Source organism: Streptomyces sp. NPDC042371 (genome assembly GCF_056437465.1).
Genome location: NZ_JBWKAP010000019.1, coordinates 71,434 through 87,760, shown reverse-complemented (window position 1 = coordinate 87,760; position 16,327 = coordinate 71,434). Strand labels below are relative to the sequence as shown.

The 16,327-nt window shown below is 69.9% G+C and carries 15 protein-coding genes; 8 read left to right on the top strand and 7 right to left on the bottom strand.

Translation table 11 applies throughout. The features are described 5' to 3' along the window. Positions 1 to 79: 79 nt before the first annotated feature. Complete coding sequence (locus AC068B_RS37475) at positions 80 to 571, bottom strand: inorganic diphosphatase (RefSeq protein WP_055568469.1); 492 nt, start codon at positions 569 to 571, stop codon at positions 80 to 82. A 133-nt stretch (positions 572 to 704) separates the two neighbouring features. Here AC068B_RS37475 and dacB point away from each other — a divergent pair, with 133 nt between their 5' ends. The 8 genes from dacB to AC068B_RS37435 all read left to right on the top strand — a co-directional run bounded on the left by dacB (position 705) and on the right by AC068B_RS37435 (position 10,987). After that, a complete protein-coding gene (dacB, locus tag AC068B_RS37470) occupies positions 705 to 2,207 on the top strand; it encodes a D-alanyl-D-alanine carboxypeptidase/D-alanyl-D-alanine endopeptidase (protein ID WP_478675990.1) in 1,503 nt (500 codons plus the stop codon). Positions 2,208 to 2,680: 473 nt separating this feature from the next. After that, positions 2,681 to 3,805 (top strand): zinc-dependent metalloprotease, encoded by a 1,125-nt coding sequence (locus AC068B_RS37465; protein ID WP_478675946.1) that lies wholly within the window; start codon positions 2,681 to 2,683, stop codon positions 3,803 to 3,805. A gap of 234 nt (positions 3,806 to 4,039) precedes the next feature. Next, positions 4,040 to 5,086, top strand: a complete 1,047-nt coding sequence (gene tilS / locus AC068B_RS37460) for a tRNA lysidine(34) synthetase TilS (RefSeq protein ID WP_478675945.1) — start codon at positions 4,040 to 4,042, stop codon at positions 5,084 to 5,086. A 54-nt stretch (positions 5,087 to 5,140) separates the two neighbouring features. Further along, complete coding sequence (gene hpt, locus AC068B_RS37455; RefSeq protein ID WP_055565725.1) at positions 5,141 to 5,701, top strand: hypoxanthine phosphoribosyltransferase; 561 nt, start codon at positions 5,141 to 5,143, stop codon at positions 5,699 to 5,701. A gap of 185 nt (positions 5,702 to 5,886) precedes the next feature. Next, positions 5,887 to 7,911 carry an ATP-dependent zinc metalloprotease FtsH gene (gene ftsH / locus AC068B_RS37450; protein WP_478675944.1) on the top strand — a complete coding sequence of 675 codons (2,025 nt, stop codon included), beginning with the start codon at positions 5,887 to 5,889 and terminating at the stop codon, positions 7,909 to 7,911. 111 nt (positions 7,912 to 8,022) lie between these two features. Continuing rightward, entirely contained in the window at positions 8,023 to 8,628 is a 606-nt protein-coding gene (gene folE, locus AC068B_RS37445; RefSeq protein ID WP_478675943.1) for a GTP cyclohydrolase I FolE, read from the top strand. Positions 8,629 to 8,802: 174 nt separating this feature from the next. After that, complete coding sequence (locus tag AC068B_RS37440) at positions 8,803 to 9,729, top strand: aldo/keto reductase (protein ID WP_478675989.1); 927 nt, start codon at positions 8,803 to 8,805, stop codon at positions 9,727 to 9,729. A 304-nt stretch (positions 9,730 to 10,033) separates the two neighbouring features. After that, positions 10,034 to 10,987, top strand: a complete 954-nt coding sequence (locus tag AC068B_RS37435; protein ID WP_478675942.1) for a DUF389 domain-containing protein — start codon at positions 10,034 to 10,036, stop codon at positions 10,985 to 10,987. A 420-nt stretch (positions 10,988 to 11,407) separates the two neighbouring features. Here the strand turns inward: AC068B_RS37435 and AC068B_RS37430 are convergent, their stop codons facing one another. The 6 genes from AC068B_RS37430 to AC068B_RS37405 all read right to left on the bottom strand — a co-directional run bounded on the left by AC068B_RS37430 (position 11,408) and on the right by AC068B_RS37405 (position 16,319). Further along, the gene (locus tag AC068B_RS37430; protein WP_478675941.1) at positions 11,408 to 11,893 is read right to left on the bottom strand and encodes a DUF3180 domain-containing protein; all 486 of its coding nucleotides are present in this window, start codon (positions 11,891 to 11,893) and stop codon (positions 11,408 to 11,410) included. 47 nt (positions 11,894 to 11,940) lie between these two features. Further along, positions 11,941 to 12,552, bottom strand: a complete 612-nt coding sequence (folK, locus tag AC068B_RS37425) for a 2-amino-4-hydroxy-6-hydroxymethyldihydropteridine diphosphokinase (RefSeq protein ID WP_478675940.1) — start codon at positions 12,550 to 12,552, stop codon at positions 11,941 to 11,943. Then, positions 12,549 to 12,908: a dihydroneopterin aldolase gene (gene folB, locus AC068B_RS37420; protein ID WP_478675939.1), complete on the bottom strand. Its 360-nt coding sequence runs from the start codon at positions 12,906 to 12,908 to the stop codon at positions 12,549 to 12,551. Before folB ends, folK begins: the two co-directional genes overlap by 4 nt. 154 nt (positions 12,909 to 13,062) lie before the next feature. Next, positions 13,063 to 13,599 (bottom strand): nuclear transport factor 2 family protein, encoded by a 537-nt coding sequence (locus AC068B_RS37415; protein ID WP_478675938.1) that lies wholly within the window; start codon positions 13,597 to 13,599, stop codon positions 13,063 to 13,065. Then, positions 13,596 to 14,468 carry a dihydropteroate synthase gene (folP, locus tag AC068B_RS37410; protein WP_478675937.1) on the bottom strand — a complete coding sequence of 291 codons (873 nt, stop codon included), beginning with the start codon at positions 14,466 to 14,468 and terminating at the stop codon, positions 13,596 to 13,598. Before folP ends, AC068B_RS37415 begins: the two co-directional genes overlap by 4 nt. A gap of 30 nt (positions 14,469 to 14,498) precedes the next feature. Next, entirely contained in the window at positions 14,499 to 16,319 is a 1,821-nt protein-coding gene (locus AC068B_RS37405) for a phosphatidylglycerol lysyltransferase domain-containing protein (RefSeq protein ID WP_478675936.1), read from the bottom strand. Between the last annotated feature and the right edge of the window lie 8 nt (positions 16,320 to 16,327).

Sequence of the window (16,327 nt, the reverse complement as noted above, 5' to 3'; positions counted from 1 at the left end):
GTATGGCCAGTATGGGCACAGATACACGAACGGGCCGCGTGACCCCCTTGGGTCACGCGGCCCGTCCGGGGCGAGTGGCTCAGTGGCCGCCCTCGTCCTTGAAGCGCTTGTAGGAACGCTCGATCTCGGCCTCGGCGTCCGTGCGGCCGACCCAGTCGGCACCCTCGACGGACTTGCCGGGCTCCAGGTCCTTGTAGACCTCGAAGAAGTGCTGGATCTCCAGGCGGTCGAACTCGGAGACGTGGTGGATGTCCCGAAGGTGCTCCACGCGCGGGTCGGAGGCCGGGACGCAGAGCAGCTTGTCGTCGCCGCCCGCCTCGTCGGTCATGCGGAACATGCCGATCGCGCGGCACTTGATGAGGCAGCCCGGGAAGGTCGGCTCGTCCAGGATGACCAGGGCGTCCAGCGGGTCACCGTCCTCACCGAGGGTGTTCTCGACGAATCCGTAGTCCGCGGGGTAGCTGGTCGACGTGAAGAGGCGACGGTCCAGACGGATCCGGCCGGTCTCGTGGTCCACCTCGTACTTGTTCCGCGAACCCTTCGGAATCTCGATGGTGACGTCGAACTCCACGGGTGGCTCCTCCATGATCAGCACATACTTCGGGTGATTAAGTGTCCCTCACGCAGATGTGTGATCGCGAAAGGGGCTGGTCGTCGTGCCGGAGCTCAAGCCTTGGCAGCGGCCTCGACAGCTTTTGAGACAGCTGCCAAAGCCTTCCGCCAGCAAGCTTTCCGGGTTCTCCGGGAAGCTCACGACCTGGCAGCTCACAGCAGGTTCCGCCGCCTTCGGCCTGGTCATCGCGGCCGGGGCGGTGGCCGCGGCCGGCCCTTGGGACTCCTCCGGTCAGCGTACGGCGGAGCGGGACCGGGCCGCTTCCCAGGAGGCCTGGGGTGGCGCAGATCACGCTGGTCGTACGCCGGGGAGCGCGCCCGATGCCGCCCCCAGCGCCCCTTCCGTGCTCGCCGGTCTCGGCGCGCCCGCGGGTGTGGCGCCCGCGCCGACGGACAGCGCCCTCGCGGAGGTGCTCGATCCGCTTCTGAAGGATCCGGCGCTCGGCCCGGAGCGCTCGGCCGTCGTGCTCGACGCGGTCTCCGGGAAGCAGCTCTACGGCAAGGGCGGCGGCAAGGGCCTGACGCCCGCGTCGACGATCAAGATCGCCACGGCCGTCGCTGCGCTGTCCTCGGTGGGCCCCGACCACCGCATCGCCACGAAGACGCTGATCGAACCCGACTCCTCCGACGTCATCCTCGTCGGCGGCGGCGACCCCACCCTCACCGCCCGCAAGGACGGCCGCTACACCGACACCGCGGCAAGCCTGCGCACGCTCGCCGAGGACACGGCGCGCGCCCTGAAGAGCCGCGACATCGACGAGGTCAAGCTCTCGTACGACACGTCGCTGTACTCCGGCCCCGCGCAGCACCCGATCGGCCCCAACGAGAACATCACGCCGGTCAGCGCCCTGATGGCCGACGAGGGCCGCCTGGACGACTCCTCCAGCGGACCCGCCCCACGCGCGGCGGACCCGGCGGCCGAGGCGGCAAAGAAGTTCGCAGGCTTCTTGGCAGACAAGGGCATCAAGACGAACCCCCCCTCGAAGTCAGCCCCCAAGTCAGACCCCACCCCCTCCAAGGCATCGGAACGGGCCGAGTCGCTCGCGAAGGTCGAGTCGCCGCCCCTGTCGGCCCTGGTCGAGCGGATGCTGACGCACAGCGACAACGACATCGCCGAGGCGCTCGCCCGGCAGACGGCCGTCGCCGCGAAGGAGCCGGTGAGCTTCGACGGCGCGGGCAAGGCGGTACGCGACGCGCTGGACAAGCAGAAGCTGCCGCTCTCCGGGGCGAAGTTCGCCGACGGCAGCGGACTGGACCGGGCCGACCGCGTCTCCGCGGAGCTGCTCGCCGCGCTCCTGGACCACGCGGCGGACCCGGGCCGCCCCGAACTGCGCTCCGTCGTGACGGGCCTGCCCGTGGCGGGCTTCACCGGCACGCTCGTCGACCGCTACCCCAAGGACTCGCCGGGCACGGGCCTGGTCCGCGCCAAGACGGGCACCCTGACGGGCGTGAACAGCCTCGCGGGAACGGTGGTGGACGCGGACGGCCGCCTCCTGCTCTTCGCCTTCATGACGACAGGAACAACGGACCCCCAATCGGCCCAGAAGGCCCTGGACCACATGGCCTCAACAGTGGCGAACTGCGGCTGCCGCTGAAGCCCCCCAAAGGCAGCCGAACCATCCCCTGCCCGCCCCCCCGGAGTCGCCGCTCACGACACGTCCGACGCCGGGGGTTCGCCGCCAGGGGCGCGGGGAACTGCGCGCCAGGCCCCCACCGACCGGCAGCCGAACGAAACGGCCCGCGCCCCCGGAGCCGCCGCCCACGACACGGCCGACCCCGGGGACTCGCCGTCAGGGGCGCGGGGAACTGCGCGCCAGGCCCCCACCCACCCGCAGCCGAACCAGACACATCCCACCCACCCGCAGCCGAACCGGACACATCCCACCCACCCGCAGCCGAACCGGACACATCCCACCCACCCGCAGCCGAACCGGACACATCCCACCCACCGGCAGCCGAACCAGAAGCACCCACTCACCCGCACGCGGGGTCCCTAGGGGCGAGCTCCGGGGCAATGTCAGGGGTGCAAGCCCCTCCACGGGAGGGAGCCAGCACGTACCGTTGACGCATGACGAGCATCGGTGGTGCCGAGATGGTCGACTGGAATCTCGCGGTGGCGACCGCGACCCGGCTCGTGAGGCCGGGCCCAGAGGTGAGCCGGGACGAGGCGCGAGCAGTCGTCGCGGAGCTCCGCAGGCACGCCAAGTCCTCGGAGGAACACGTCCGTTCCTTCACGAGGATGGGCACGGAGGACACCCACGACACCCCGGTCCTCGTGGTGGACCGCGCAGGCTGGATCCGGGCGAACGTCGCGGGCTTCCGGGAGATCCTCAAGCCCCTCCTCGACAAGATGCAGGACCGCCGCACCGGCCCCGGCGGCGCCGTCCTCGGCGCGGTCGGCGGCAAGGTGACGGGCGTGGAGCTCGGCATGCTCCTGTCGTTCCTCGCCTCCCGCGTCCTCGGGCAGTACGAGACGTTCGCCCCGCCCACCCGAGACCTCCCCGCAGGGGCGAACGGCGGCGGCAGGCTCCTCCTGGTCGCACCGAACATCGTGCACGTCGAGCGCGAGCTGGACGTGGACCCCCACGACTTCCGCCTCTGGGTCTGCCTCCACGAGGAGACGCACCGCACCCAGTTCACCGCCGTGCCCTGGCTGCGCGACCACCTGGAGGCCGAGATCCAGTCGTTCCTCGGCGAGACCGAGGTCGATCCGATGACGGTCCTGGAGCGCGTCAGGGAGGCCGCCCAGTCGCTCTCGGGCAACCGCACCGACGCGGAGGGCGCGGAGGCCGAGGAGAGCCGCTCCCTCGTCGAGATCGTGCAGACCCCCGCCCAGCGCGAGATCCTCGCCCGTCTGACGGCCGTGATGTCCCTGCTGGAGGGCCACGCGGACTTCGTGATGGACGGCGTGGGCCCGGACGTGGTGCCGTCCGTGGGCGAGATCCGCGAGAAGTTCCAGCAGCGGCGGGCACGCGGCGCGAGCCGCCTCGACCAGGCCCTGCGCAAGCTCCTCGGGCTCGACGCGAAATTGCGCCAATATCGCGACGGCGAGCGCTTCGTGCGCGCGGTCGTGGACGAGGTCGGCATGGACGGCTTCAACCGCGTGTGGACCTCGCCGAACACCCTGCCCACGAAGGCGGAGATCGCCAAACCGGCGGACTGGGTCGCGCGGGTGCACCGTAAGGGAGACTGAGAGACCGGATGCGGCCGACGGCAGGAGAACGCCCCCGCAATCACCCGTCCGAGGGACCGTAGGCAATGGGTAGGCGTGCAATGCTCGGGGAACGGCTCGGCTCTGTCACCATCGACACACTCTGAGTGACCGAACGCGAGGGAAGCAAGGCCCCCTGAGGGTCCGGACATCCCGAGTGGGTCCTGAGTGACTGGTCCGAGCTCACCCCCCGAACTTTCACGAAGGGAACCGGACATGGGTCCCCATCCTGCGGTCGCGGCGATACGCCTGGCGGTCCGCCGCGTACTCCACGACGTACTGACCGACGTACAGCGCAGCTCCGAGAACGACCCCCCGCACCCCCCGCACCCCCGGCACGAGCAGGCCGCTTCGCCGCTCGTGCTCGTCGCGTGCTCGGGCGGTGCCGACTCCATGGCGCTGGCCTCCGCGCTCGCCTTCGAAGCCCCCAAGCTCGGCATGCGGGCGGGCGGCATCACCGTCGACCACGGCCTGCAGCCCGGCTCCGACCTGCGCGCCGCCGAGGTCCTCGTGCGTCTCACCGCGCTCGGTCTGGCCCCGGTCGAGTCCGTGGCCGTGGCCGTGGGCCGGGACGGAGGCCCCGAGGCCGCCGCCCGCGATGCTCGCTACGCAGCCCTGGATGCCGCCGCCGAACGGCATTCAGCAGCCGCCGTCCTGCTCGGCCACACCCGCGACGACCAGGCGGAGACCGTCCTGCTGGGCCTGGCCCGCGGCTCCGGGATCCGCTCGCTGTCCGGAATGGCGGCGACCTCGGGGGTCGCCGGCCGTTACCGCCGCCCCTTCCTGCACCTCGACCGGCAGACCGCACGCAAGGCCTGCATGGTCCAGTCGCTGCCCGTCTGGGACGACCCGCACAACGCCGACCCGGCCTACACCCGCTCCCGGCTGCGCCACGAGGGCCTGCCCGCGCTGGAGAAGGCACTCGGCAAGGGCGTCGTCGAGGCGCTCGCCCGCACGGCCCAACTGTCCCGGGACGATGCCGACGCCCTCGACACCTGGGCCGCCCAGGCCGAGACGGCCGTGCGCGACGCCACCGGCCTCCTGGAGTGCGCGAAGCTCTACGCGCTGCCGCCCGCGGTGCGCCGCCGCATCGTGCGCAGGGCGGCCATCGACGCGGGGGCCCCCGCCGGTTCGCTGTTCGCCCGGCACATCGAAGAGGTCGACCGCCTGATCACCGGCTGGCGCGGCCAAGGAGCCATCAACCTCCCGGGCAAAGTCATGGCTCAGCGCCAGGGTGGCAGACTGGTGATCCGGCAAGGCTGACGAGAGGCCCGTGTGACTGACGGGCCGAGTCGGCCGGTGGGACGACCGAAAGTGATGCGGGTGGACGCGAAAGACATGGGCACCGACCTCAAGTCGGTGCTCATCACCAAGGAAGAGATCGACGCGAAGCTGGCCGAGCTGGCAGCGAAGGTCGACGCGGAGTACGCGGGCAAGGACCTGCTCATCGTCGGTGTCCTCAAGGGCGCCGTGATGGTCATGGCGGACCTGGCGCGTGCGCTGTCCACCCCCGTCACGATGGACTGGATGGCCGTGTCGTCGTACGGCGCGGGGACCCAGTCCTCCGGTGTCGTGCGGATCCTCAAGGACCTGGACACCGACATCAAGGGCAAGCACGTCCTGATCGTCGAGGACATCATCGACTCCGGTCTGACGCTGTCCTGGCTGCTGTCCAACCTCGGCTCGCGCGAGCCCGCCTCCCTCGAGGTGTGCACGCTGCTGCGCAAGCCGGAGGCGGCCAAGGTCGCGATCGACGTGAAGTGGATCGGCTTCGACATCCCGAACGAGTTCGTCGTGGGGTACGGCCTCGACTTCGCCGAGAAGTACCGCAACCTCCCGTTCGTCGGAACGCTCGCCCCGCACGTCTACGGCGGCTGACGTCTCGTAGCACTGCGTACGACGCCCGGGGAACCCTCACCCGTTTCCCGCCGTTGGAGCATGCGAAGGCCGGATTGCCAGCAGTCCCGGGCAGCTTCGGGTCACAATGCTGGGGTACCGTCCGAAGAACAGTCTTTATCAAACTCACTATGGCAGGAGGGACGGGGCGTCATCGCTCCGTATGGATGGACGTGAAGCGATACTTCCGTGGGCCAGTCATGTGGATCGTGCTGGCCGTCCTTGCCGTGGTCGTGTTGATGCAGGTCGTCGGCTCGTCCGGTGGCTACAAGACGGTGGACACCGGCCAGGTCGTCCAGGCGATCAACGACAACAAGGTCGAATCCGCCAAGATCACCACCGGTGATGAGCAGATCATCAAGGTCGAGCTCAAGGACGGCCAGAAGGTCAAGGACAGCAGCAAGATCCAGGCGAGCTACATCGGCGACCAGGGCGTCGACCTCGCCAAGTCCCTGCAGTCCAAGTACCAGACCAAGGACATCCCGGACGGTTATACCGTCTCGCCGTCGAAGCAGAACCCCTTCGTCGGCATCCTGCTCTCCCTGCTCCCCTTCGTTCTCATCGTCGTCGTTTTCCTGTTCCTGATGAATCAGATGCAGGGCGGCGGCTCCCGGGTCATGCAGTTCGGGAAGTCCAAGGCGAAGCTCATCACCAAGGACACCCCGAAGACGACGTTCGCCGATGTGGCGGGGTCCGACGAGGCGGTCGAGGAGCTCCACGAGATCAAGGAGTTCCTCCAGGAGCCGGCGAAGTTCCAGGCCGTCGGCGCCAAGATCCCCAAGGGCGTCCTGCTCTACGGCCCGCCCGGTACGGGCAAGACGCTCCTCGCGCGTGCCGTCGCCGGTGAGGCCGGAGTTCCGTTCTACTCGATCTCCGGTTCCGACTTCGTCGAGATGTTCGTCGGTGTCGGTGCCTCCCGAGTGCGCGACCTCTTCGAGCAGGCCAAGGCGAACGCCCCGGCGATCGTCTTCGTCGACGAGATCGACGCGGTCGGCCGTCACCGCGGCGCCGGTCTCGGCGGTGGCCACGACGAGCGCGAGCAGACGCTGAACCAGCTGCTCGTCGAGATGGACGGCTTCGACGTGAAGGGCGGCGTCATCCTGATCGCCGCCACGAACCGGCCCGACATCCTCGACCCGGCGCTGCTGCGCCCCGGCCGTTTCGACCGGCAGATCGCCGTCGACCGCCCGGACATGCAGGGCCGTCTGGAGATCCTCAAGGTTCACCAGAAGGGCAAGCCGGTCGCTCCGGACGTCGACCTCTCCGCGGTCGCCCGTCGCACGCCGGGCTTCACCGGCGCGGACCTGAGCAACGTCCTCAACGAGGCCGCCCTGCTCACCGCCCGCAGCGACCTGAAGCTGATCGACAACAGCATGCTCGACGAGGCGATCGACCGCGTCGTGGCGGGCCCGCAGAAGCGGACCCGGATCATGTCCGACAAGGAAAAGAAGATCACCGCGTATCACGAGGGCGGACACGCCCTGGTCGCGGCGGCCTCGCCGAACTCGGACCCGGTCCACAAGATCACGATTCTGTCCCGCGGCCGGGCCCTGGGTTACACCATGGTCCTGCCCGAAGAGGACAAGTACTCGACCACGCGCAACGAAATGCTCGACCAGCTGGCGTACATGCTGGGTGGGCGCGCGGCCGAGGAGCTCGTCTTCCACGACCCGACGACGGGCGCGGCGAACGACATCGAGAAGGCCACGGGCACGGCCCGCGCGATGGTCACGCAGTACGGCATGACCGAGCGGCTCGGCGCGATCAAGTTCGGTGGTGACAACTCCGAGCCCTTCCTGGGCCGTGAGATGGGCCACCAGCGCGATTACTCCGAAGAGGTCGCGGCGCTGGTCGACGAAGAGGTCAAGAAGCTCATCGAGACCGCGCACAACGAAGCGTGGGAGATCCTCGTCGAGAACCGCGACGTTCTCGACAACCTGGTTCTCCAGCTCCTGGAGAAGGAGACCCTCGGCAAGGAGCAGATCGCCGAGATCTTCGCGACGATCGTGAAGCGCCCGGCCCGCCCGGCGTGGACCGGTTCCTCGCGGCGCACGCCCTCCACCCGCCCGCCGGTGCTCTCCCCCAAGGAGCTGTCGCTGACGAACGGTGCGAACGGCGCGACCCCCGCGGTCACGTCGGGCAGCACGGACCAGCCCATCGAGGTGGTCCCGGAGGACCGTCCCGAGAGCTGATCCCGCGCGCCTCAACAGGCCCGGAATGGAAGCCGCGCCCCCCTGGTTCTAGCCTGGGGGGCGCGGCTTATTTCGTACGCCCGCGTGAGACGCACAGGAACGAGGCACAACATGACCGACCCGGTGACGCTGGACGGCGACGGCTTGATCGGCGAGTTCGACGAGAAGCGGGCCGAGAACGCCGTGCGGGAACTGTTGATCGCCGTGGGGGAGGACCCCGACCGCGAGGGCCTCCTGGAGACTCCGGCGCGGGTGGCGCGTGCGTACCGGGAGATATTCTCCGGCCTGTGGCAGAAGCCCGAGGACGTCCTGACGACGACGTTCGACCTGGGGCACGACGAGATGGTCCTGGTGAAGGACATCGAGGTGATGAGCTCCTGCGAGCACCACCTGGTGCCGTTCGTGGGCGTGGCGCACGTCGGGTACATCCCGTCCACCGACGGCAAGATCACCGGCCTGTCGAAGCTGGCCCGCCTCGTCGACGTGTTCGCGCGCCGACCGCAGGTGCAGGAGCGGCTGACCACGCAGATCGCCGACTCCCTGATGGAGATCCTGGAGCCGCGCGGCGTCATCGTGGTCGTGGAGTGCGAGCACATGTGCATGACGATGCGCGGGGTGCGCAAGCCCGGCGCCAAGACGATCACTTCCGCGGTGCGCGGCCAGTTGCGTGACCCCGCGACGCGCAATGAGGCGATGAGCCTGATCATGGCTCGCTGAGGCGGATTATCTCGTTCCGCTCAACTCGCCGTCCGTGGGCGGGTGTTGTGGCCCAAGGCGGTGGACGGTGCGAGTGCTGGCCGAAAGACTGCGTGGGTGACGAATACACATACGCAGCCCCTGCCCACCCGCAGGCTCGGCGGCCTGGAGGTCTCCGCCCTCGGCTACGGCGCGATGGTGCTCTCCCCGGGGGTCTACGGCGAGGTCGACGACGAGCGCGGTGAGCGGGCACTCCTCGCGGCGGTCGACGCGGGCGCAACGATCATCGACACCTCCGACGGGTACGGGGCCGACGGCCACAACGAACAGCTCATCGGCAGGGCCCTGAAGGGGCGTCGCGAGCAGGTCGCGATAGCCACCAAATTCGGCTTCCGGCTGCCGGAGGGCGTGGAGCCGCACCCCTTCCCCATCGGATACGCCTTCGGGGAGCTGGCGGTCAACGGCGACCCCAAGCACGTACGCGGCTATGCCGAGGCGAGCCTGCGGGCCTTGGCGACGGACTACATCGACCTGTACTACCCGCACTTCCCCGACCCGCAGATCCCGCTGGAGGAGACCGTCGGGGCGGTCGCCGAGCTGATCGGGGCGGGGCTCGTGCGGCACCTGGGGCTCTCGAACGTGACGGCGGACCAGCTGCGGGCCGCGCACGTCGTGCACCCGGTGGCGGCGGTGCAGATCGAGTGGTCGATGTGGCGGCCCGCCGAGCCGGAGATGCTGGCGGCGGCGCGTGAGCTGGGCGTCGGGCTGGTGCCGTGGTCGCCGCTGGGCGCCGGGTTCCTGACCGGCACGGTCGGCCAGGTCAAGGACGGCGACTTCCGGCAGAACGCGCCGCGCTTCGACGCGGCGAACCTGAAGGCCAACAACGACCGCTTCGCGCCCGTGCGGGGCATCGCGGAGGAGCTGGGCATCACCCCGGCGCAGCTTGCGCTCGCCTGGCTGCTGCACCAGGACCCGAACGTGGTGCCGATCCCCGGCAGCCGTACGCCGAAGCACATCGAGGAGAACCTCGCGGCGGCGCACGTGCAGCTGGACGCGGACGTCCTCGGGCGGCTGGAGCGGATCCTGGGCGAGACGGAGGTCGAGGGCGGCACGCTGCTGTAAGGGCCGCAGGGCCCCATCAGGGCCTTTCGGAGGGCTTCCCCGACCCCGCGGGGCTGGGGAAGTCAGTCCCGGCGTTCTGATGCCGCCTTACGCCGCCGCGTTCTCGTGCCGCTGAGAGCCTGTGTCTGAGTCTCTCTGGCCGGGCGAGATGCGAACAGCCGCATCTCGGCGCAGTCGCGCCGACGACGATCCTCGTTCAGGGCGGTGCATCGACGCGGCTCACTGAACAGGTGCAGAGCCAGGATGCTGCGAGGGCACCGGTCAGCGATTCCTCGAACAGCGCCGGGCAGGGCAGAATGCGGGCGTGCTGCATGTACGAGTGATCAGCCCGGCTGACCAGACGAACGAGGTACTGCGAATCGTCCTGGACTGTCCAGGGGCCGTGAACACGGTCAAGTTCCCTGGGGCAGCGTGTTCGCCTCAGGGCGACGTGATCGAGTTCAACCTGGCCAGGGAGGCTGCCAATGCAGTGCTCGATGAGCTGCGCGAGCTGGGCCTGAAGGACAGCGGCGCCATCACGGTCGAGCAGATCGACCTATCGATCTCGACGGCGGCCGAGGTGGCGGAGCAAGCTGCACCCGGCGATCCTGAGGACGCCGTCGTCTGGGATGAGTTGGCTGCCCGGGTCACAGCGGATACCCGGTTGAGCTGGTCGTTTCTGGCGTTCCTGGCACTGGCCACGCAGATCGCAGCCATTGGCGTGCTCCTGGACCAGCCGATCCTGATCGTCGGTGCCATGGTGCTGGGACCGGAGTTCGGCCCGGTGGCCGCGTTCTGCTTCGGAATCCTGCGTAACCAGCACGCTCTGCTCGGTACGGCCCTGCGCACGCTCGTCGTAGGTTTCGCGGTAGCGATCGCGGTGACCGCGGCCTGTGCCGGTGTCAGCCGCCTTCTGGGTTGGATCACGCCCGACATGCTGGACAACCGGCCCATGACGGAATTCATTGCGCACCCCGACCGCTGGTCGTTCATCGTGGCGCTTCTGGCCGGCATCGCCGGCATCCTGTCGCTGACGGCAGGGAAGTCGTCTTCGCTGGTGGGGGTCTTCATCTCCGTCACCACGGTTCCGGCGGCGGGGAACATCGCTGTGGCTGTCCCACTCGCGCACTGGACTGAGGTCGGCGCGTCGCTCAAGCAGCTCGGAGTGAACCTCGCAGGCATGGTCATCGCCGGCGTTCTCACACTCCTGATCCAACGCGTGTTGTGGGCGCGCTTCGGCCTGCGCATCACGTCTGTCCCCCGGTCTGGAGGACAGTGAATTTCCCATCGTCAGCGCCAAGATGATCAGTCGCGTTGTCCCTCGCTGGAGGTCCGCGGGGCCGAGGCACGGCCCCGCGGCCGTGACAAGACCCGGCCCGCATCTGAGAACGAGAGCCAGACCGTAAATCCTATGAGCACAATGCATGACCGAATCAGGCCAGAATCTGGTCATAGATGCGGTTTGGATGCGTTCGCGATGCGGTCACTGTGACCGTTCGCCGAACGTTTCTTTCCGGGTCCGCCAGGCCCTCATGCAGGGCGCTTGGCCACCCCCACACCACTCAACTCCGCGGCCACCCGTTTGCGCAGCCGACGGGTCCGACGCCACTGCCTTGAGTAGCTTTGGGGTCTAGGCTGGCGGGGTGTCCGAGAGGGCCGGGCAAGCTGGAGAGCGAAACCCGGGATCAGAAACAGGCACTTATGCCGCCGCGGTCGTCTCGCCGTTCTCGTCGTCGTCCTCGGGGAGCTTGCAGACCCGCTCCATGAAGAAGGCGGCCGCTATCACCGCGATGCCCATCAGGACCGAGAGCCCGGCATAGACCGCCTGGTCACGGCGGGGCGGGATGTCGAGGAACTCCAGCATGAACGCTCCCGTCCCGCCGTACATCCCCGCGATGAGCGCCGCGACCAGGGCGCTGGCCTGGCCGAAGACGACGGCGCGGGCCGCCATCATCGGCTCGACGCCCTTCGCGCCGGGGCGCCGCTCGCGCTGGGCCCGCAGGCGCGAGCGCAGGGAGAGCGCCGTCGCCAGGAGGGTGACGGCGATGACCGCGAGCACGATGGGCGCGGCCAGCGGCACGCGAGGCAGCGTGCCGACGGAGTCCCAGAGGCGGGCGCCCGACCAGGACAGCACCCCGGCCGCGAGGAAGAGGCCGACCAGTGTCCTGATGCGCAGTTCCTTCACGGGTGACCCTTCATCGGCTTGCTTACCTCGACCGCCTCTTCCAACGACTACTCCGGCAGCCGGAGTTCCAGGTCGGCGCGGGGAGCCACGCCGTCACGGGTGACCGCGGCCAGCAGCTCCGCCACCGGGCCCCGGCCGGTGAGCCGGGCCTCCGGCTCCACGTCGTGCCAGGGGGCGAGGACGAAGGCGCGCTCGTGGGCGCGCGGGTGGGGCAGGGTGAGCGTCGGGTCGTCGGAGACCACGTCCGCGTACGCCACGATGTCCACGTCGATCGTGCGCGGGCCCCAGCGCTCGTCCCGCACGCGGTGGAAGGCCTCCTCGACCGCCTGCGCGCGCTCCAGGAGCGAGGCGGGCGGCAGGGTCGTCTTCACCACGACGACCGCGTTGAAGTACGAGGGCTGGCTGCCGGGGTCGACGCCCCACGGCTCGGTCTCGTACACCGGAGAGACCGCTTTGACCCGCAGGCCGGGGGTGTCCTCCAGGGCGTCGATGGCGCCCTGCAGCGTCTCCAGGCGGTTGCCGAGATTGCTGCCGAGGGAGATCACGGCGCGTTTGGGGTTGGACAGGGTGGTGTCCGCGGCGTCCACCTGCTCGACCACGGAGGTGGGCACCGGCTGGACGGTGGGGTCGCTCTGACCCGCCTTGAAGGGCGCACTCATACTCGGCTCCGGGTGATGGTGACGGTCACGTCGTCGAACGGGACGGTGATCGGGGCGTCCGGCTTGTGCACGCAGACCTCGACCTCCAGAACTCCGCCGTGCTTCAGACACGCCTGGGCGATGCGCTCCGCGAGCGTCTCGATGAGGTCGACGGGCTCGCCCTCCACGACGGCGACGACCTCCTCGGCCACGATTCCGTAGTGCACGGTCTTCGCCAGGTCGTCGTCGGCCGCGGCCGCTCGCGTGTCCAGACCAAGCACCAGGTCCACGATGAAGGTCTGGCCCTCTTCGCGCTCCCGCGGATAGACACCGTGGTGCCCGCGGGCCTTGAGGCCGCGCAGCGCGACACGATCCACGCGAATCACTCCTGCAATCGTCGGTATCGGCAGGCCTGCACCGAGTGCGGTCGGCACACCAGCCTCGATCGAATCTACCTGCGAGCACTGACAGCACTCGCCCGCGGGGCCGTCGGGCCCCACGGCACACACTGGTCGAAGCGCGTCTACCCACTCAGGTGGGTGTCTCCTCGCCCTCTTCGTCATCGGTTTCCGCGAGGACGGGTGACGCGTGATGCGACCAGAGTTTCCAGCCGTCCGGTGTGCGGCGAAACACATTGGTGGCGACCACGAGCTGCCCCACGAGCGGGCCGAGCTCACCGCCGCCCTCCGGGGGCGGTCCGCCGCTCAGGATGTTCTCCGTGCACGTCACGAGGGCGGTGTCACCGGCCACGCCGACCTTCAGGTCGGTGAGGAAGAACTGGATGTACTCGGTGTTCGCCATGATCAGCGCGTACGACCTGAGGACCTCGCCGCGGCCCGTGAGGACCGGCCAGCCGGGGTGGACGCAGGAGACGGCGTCACCGGCCGCGTCGCCGTCCTCCGTGCCCTCGGCGCCGTCCCCGGCGCCCGAGCCCTCCACGGCGTCCACAGCGTCCTCGGCGTCCATCCAGAGGTCGGACACCTCGTCGAAGTCGCCGCGTTCCAGTGCTTCGTAGAAGGCTGTGTTGGCGAGCTCTACCTGCTCGATGTCGGTCCTGGCCGCGGTCACTGAGGGCCGCCCGCCGCGCCGGTCACGGCACGGGCGACACGGACCGCGTCGGCGGTGGCCCGCACCTCGTGCACGCGGACCGCCCAGGCGCCCTGGTGGGCGGCGATGGCGGAGACGGCGGCGGTGGCGGCGTCCCGCTCGCGGGCGGGCGGCGGGGCGCCCTCCGGGCCCGCGAGGACCCGCCCGAGGAAGCGCTTGCGGGAGGCGGCGACGAGGATCGGGTGGCCGAGCTCGCGCAGCCGGTCCAGGCGGGCGAGGAGCGACAGGTCGTGCTCGGCGTCCTTGGAGAAGCCGAGGCCGGGGTCGACGACGATGCGCTCGGGGGCGATGCCGCCCTCGATGGCGGCCGCTATGCGCGCGTGCAGCTCGTCGACGACTTCGGAGACCACGTCTTCGTACGCCGGTTCGGCGTGGATGTCGGTGAGGAAGCCGCGCCAGTGCATGACCACGAAGGGGGCCTGCGCGGCGGCGACCGCCGGGACCATGCGCGGGTCGGCGAGGCCGCCGCTGACGTCGTTGACGAGGACGGCGCCCGCGGCGAGCGCCTGCTCGGCGACGGTGGCGCGCATCGTGTCCACGGAGACCGTGACGCCCTCGGCGGCCAGGCCCCGCACGACGGGCACGACGCGCCTGAGCTCCTCGGCCTCGTCCACGCGGGGGGCGCCGGGACGGGTGGACTCGCCGCCGACGTCGACGAGGTCGGCACCCTGCGCGACCAGGTCGATGCCGTGCTTGACGGCGGTCGTCGTGTCGAACCAGCGGCCGCCGTCGGAGAAGGAGTCCGGCGTCACGTTCACGACGCCCATGACCGCACAGCGGTCCCACTCCGGCAGCCCCTGGACCGATCCCCGCCCGCGCAACGTACTCATACCTCCAGCCTAGGCCCGGAACCGGCGCGATTACGCCGCCTGGACCTCCCGCTCCGCGGCCTGGTGCGGGCAGGGGCGGCGCTGGGCAGCGCCCCTGCGCAGGAAGCGGGGCAGGGCGAGCGTGACGAAGCCCTCGGCCTGCATGGCGGCGAAGCCGATGCGGGGGAGGTCCTTGCTGGAGCGGTAGACGACGAAGCGGGGCTCCCAGCGGGGGCGGAACTTCGCGTTGAACTTGTACAGGGACTCGATCTGGAACCAGCGGGACAGGAAGACCAGCAGGCCCCGCCAGGCGCGCAGGACCGGGCCCGCGCCGATCTTCTCGCCGCGGGCGAGGGCCGCGCGGAACATCGCGAAGTTGAGGGACACGCGCGCGATGCCGAGCTTCGGCGCGGCCTGCAGGGAGGCCACGATGAGGAGCTCGTTCATGCCGGGGTCGGCCGAGCGGTCGCGCCGCATGAGGTCGAGGGAGACGCCGTCCTTGCCCCACGGGACGAAGTGGAGGACAGCCTTCAGGTCGCCGTAGGGGCCCGGCTCCTCGTCCGCCTTGTGGGCGGTGGCGATCAGACAGTCGCCGTCGTCCGGGTCGCCGATGCGGCCGAGCGCCATGGAGAAGCCGCGCTCGGTGTCGGTGCCGCGCCAGTCGTCGGCGGCGCGCTGGATCCTGGCGAGCTCGTTCTCGCCGAGGTCACGGATGCGCCGTACGCGCGTCTCGTAGCCATTGCGCTCGATCCGCTTGACCATCTGGCGTACGTTGCGCATCGCACGCCCGGACAGGGAGAAATCCGCGACGTCCACCACCGCCTCGTCGCCCAGTTCCAGGGCGTCCAGGCCGGTCTCGCGGGTCCAGACCTCGCCGCCCGTCTCGGAGCAGCCCATGACGGCGGGCGTCCAGGAGTGGGCCTTCGCCTCGTCCATGAAGCGCTCGATCGCGCCGGGCCAGGCCTCGACGTCGCCGATCGGGTCGCCGCTGGCGAGCATCACTCCGGAGACCACGCGGTAGGTGACGGCGGCCTTGCCGCTGGGGGAGAAGACGACGCCCTTGTCGCGGCGGAGCGCGAAGTGGCCGAGGGAGTCGCGGCTGCCGTGCTTGTCGAGCAGCGCGCGCAGCTTCGTCTCGTCGTCCTCGGTGAGGCGTGCGGCCGGGTGCTCGGGGCGGAAGGCCAGGTAGATGGTGGTGAGGGCGGTGAGCATACCGAGGGCGCCGAGACTGAAACCGACGGTCCAGGATGTGCGTCCGTAGTAGTCGACGGGGCCTTCGAAGCCGAAGAGCCCGTAGAGGACGTGCTCCAGGCGCTCCGTGATGCTCGGGTCCCCGATGACCTTCCCGGGATGGACGCTGACGATCACCAGGCCAAGCAGAATCGATCCGGCACCGAGGAGGACGAAGTTGGCAAGCGCCCGCCAGCGACTGCGTGGGTCGGGCAGGGCGGTGAACTCACTCCGATGGCGCAACAGGAGCGCGAGCAGCGCGAGCGAGATCACGACGCCGATGATCGAGTGCCGGTACGCGAACTGCGCCACGGCGCCCGCGGGCAGCAGCACCACAGCGGCCCGCCAGGCCCTGCGCTTGTGGCGCCGCAGGCCGTGCGCGAGCAGGAGCAGCAGGATGCCGGAGCTGAGCGCGAGGGCGGCGGCGAAGGGTCCGAGTGCGCCGGGCAGGACCTCCGCGATGGCATGCATGCGGCTGTGCCGGAACCGGGGGAAGACGCCTGCCGCGACGTTCAGAACTCCGACGAGGGCGCAGGCTCTGGCGACCAGGGTCGGCACCACCTCGGGGCGTGGACCGCGCAGTATCTTGTGCAGCCGACCGTCGCGGTGGCGCACCTCACTGTCCGGAACCCCGCCCGACATTTCCCCAT

What these genes read in the sequence shown, in the direction of transcription:
- folK (WP_478675940.1), bottom strand. Translation starts at nt 12,552, where the DNA reads ATGAGTGCGCCCTTCAAGGCGGGTCAGAGCGACCCCACCGTCCAGCCG.
- ftsH (WP_478675944.1), top strand. Translation starts at nt 5,887, where the DNA reads ATGGACGTGAAGCGATACTTCCGTGGGCCAGTCATGTGGATCGTGCTG.
- AC068B_RS37405 (WP_478675936.1), bottom strand. Translation starts at nt 16,319, where the DNA reads ATGTCGGGCGGGGTTCCGGACAGTGAGGTGCGCCACCGCGACGGTCGG.
- AC068B_RS37465 (WP_478675946.1), top strand. Translation starts at nt 2,681, where the DNA reads ATGACGAGCATCGGTGGTGCCGAGATGGTCGACTGGAATCTCGCGGTG.
- tilS (WP_478675945.1), top strand. Translation starts at nt 4,040, where the DNA reads ATGGGTCCCCATCCTGCGGTCGCGGCGATACGCCTGGCGGTCCGCCGC.
- folP (WP_478675937.1), bottom strand. Translation starts at nt 14,468, where the DNA reads ATGAGTACGTTGCGCGGGCGGGGATCGGTCCAGGGGCTGCCGGAGTGG.
- AC068B_RS37440 (WP_478675989.1), top strand. Translation starts at nt 8,803, where the DNA reads ATGGTGCTCTCCCCGGGGGTCTACGGCGAGGTCGACGACGAGCGCGGT.
- hpt (WP_055565725.1), top strand. Translation starts at nt 5,141, where the DNA reads ATGCGGGTGGACGCGAAAGACATGGGCACCGACCTCAAGTCGGTGCTC.
- folE (WP_478675943.1), top strand. Translation starts at nt 8,023, where the DNA reads ATGACCGACCCGGTGACGCTGGACGGCGACGGCTTGATCGGCGAGTTC.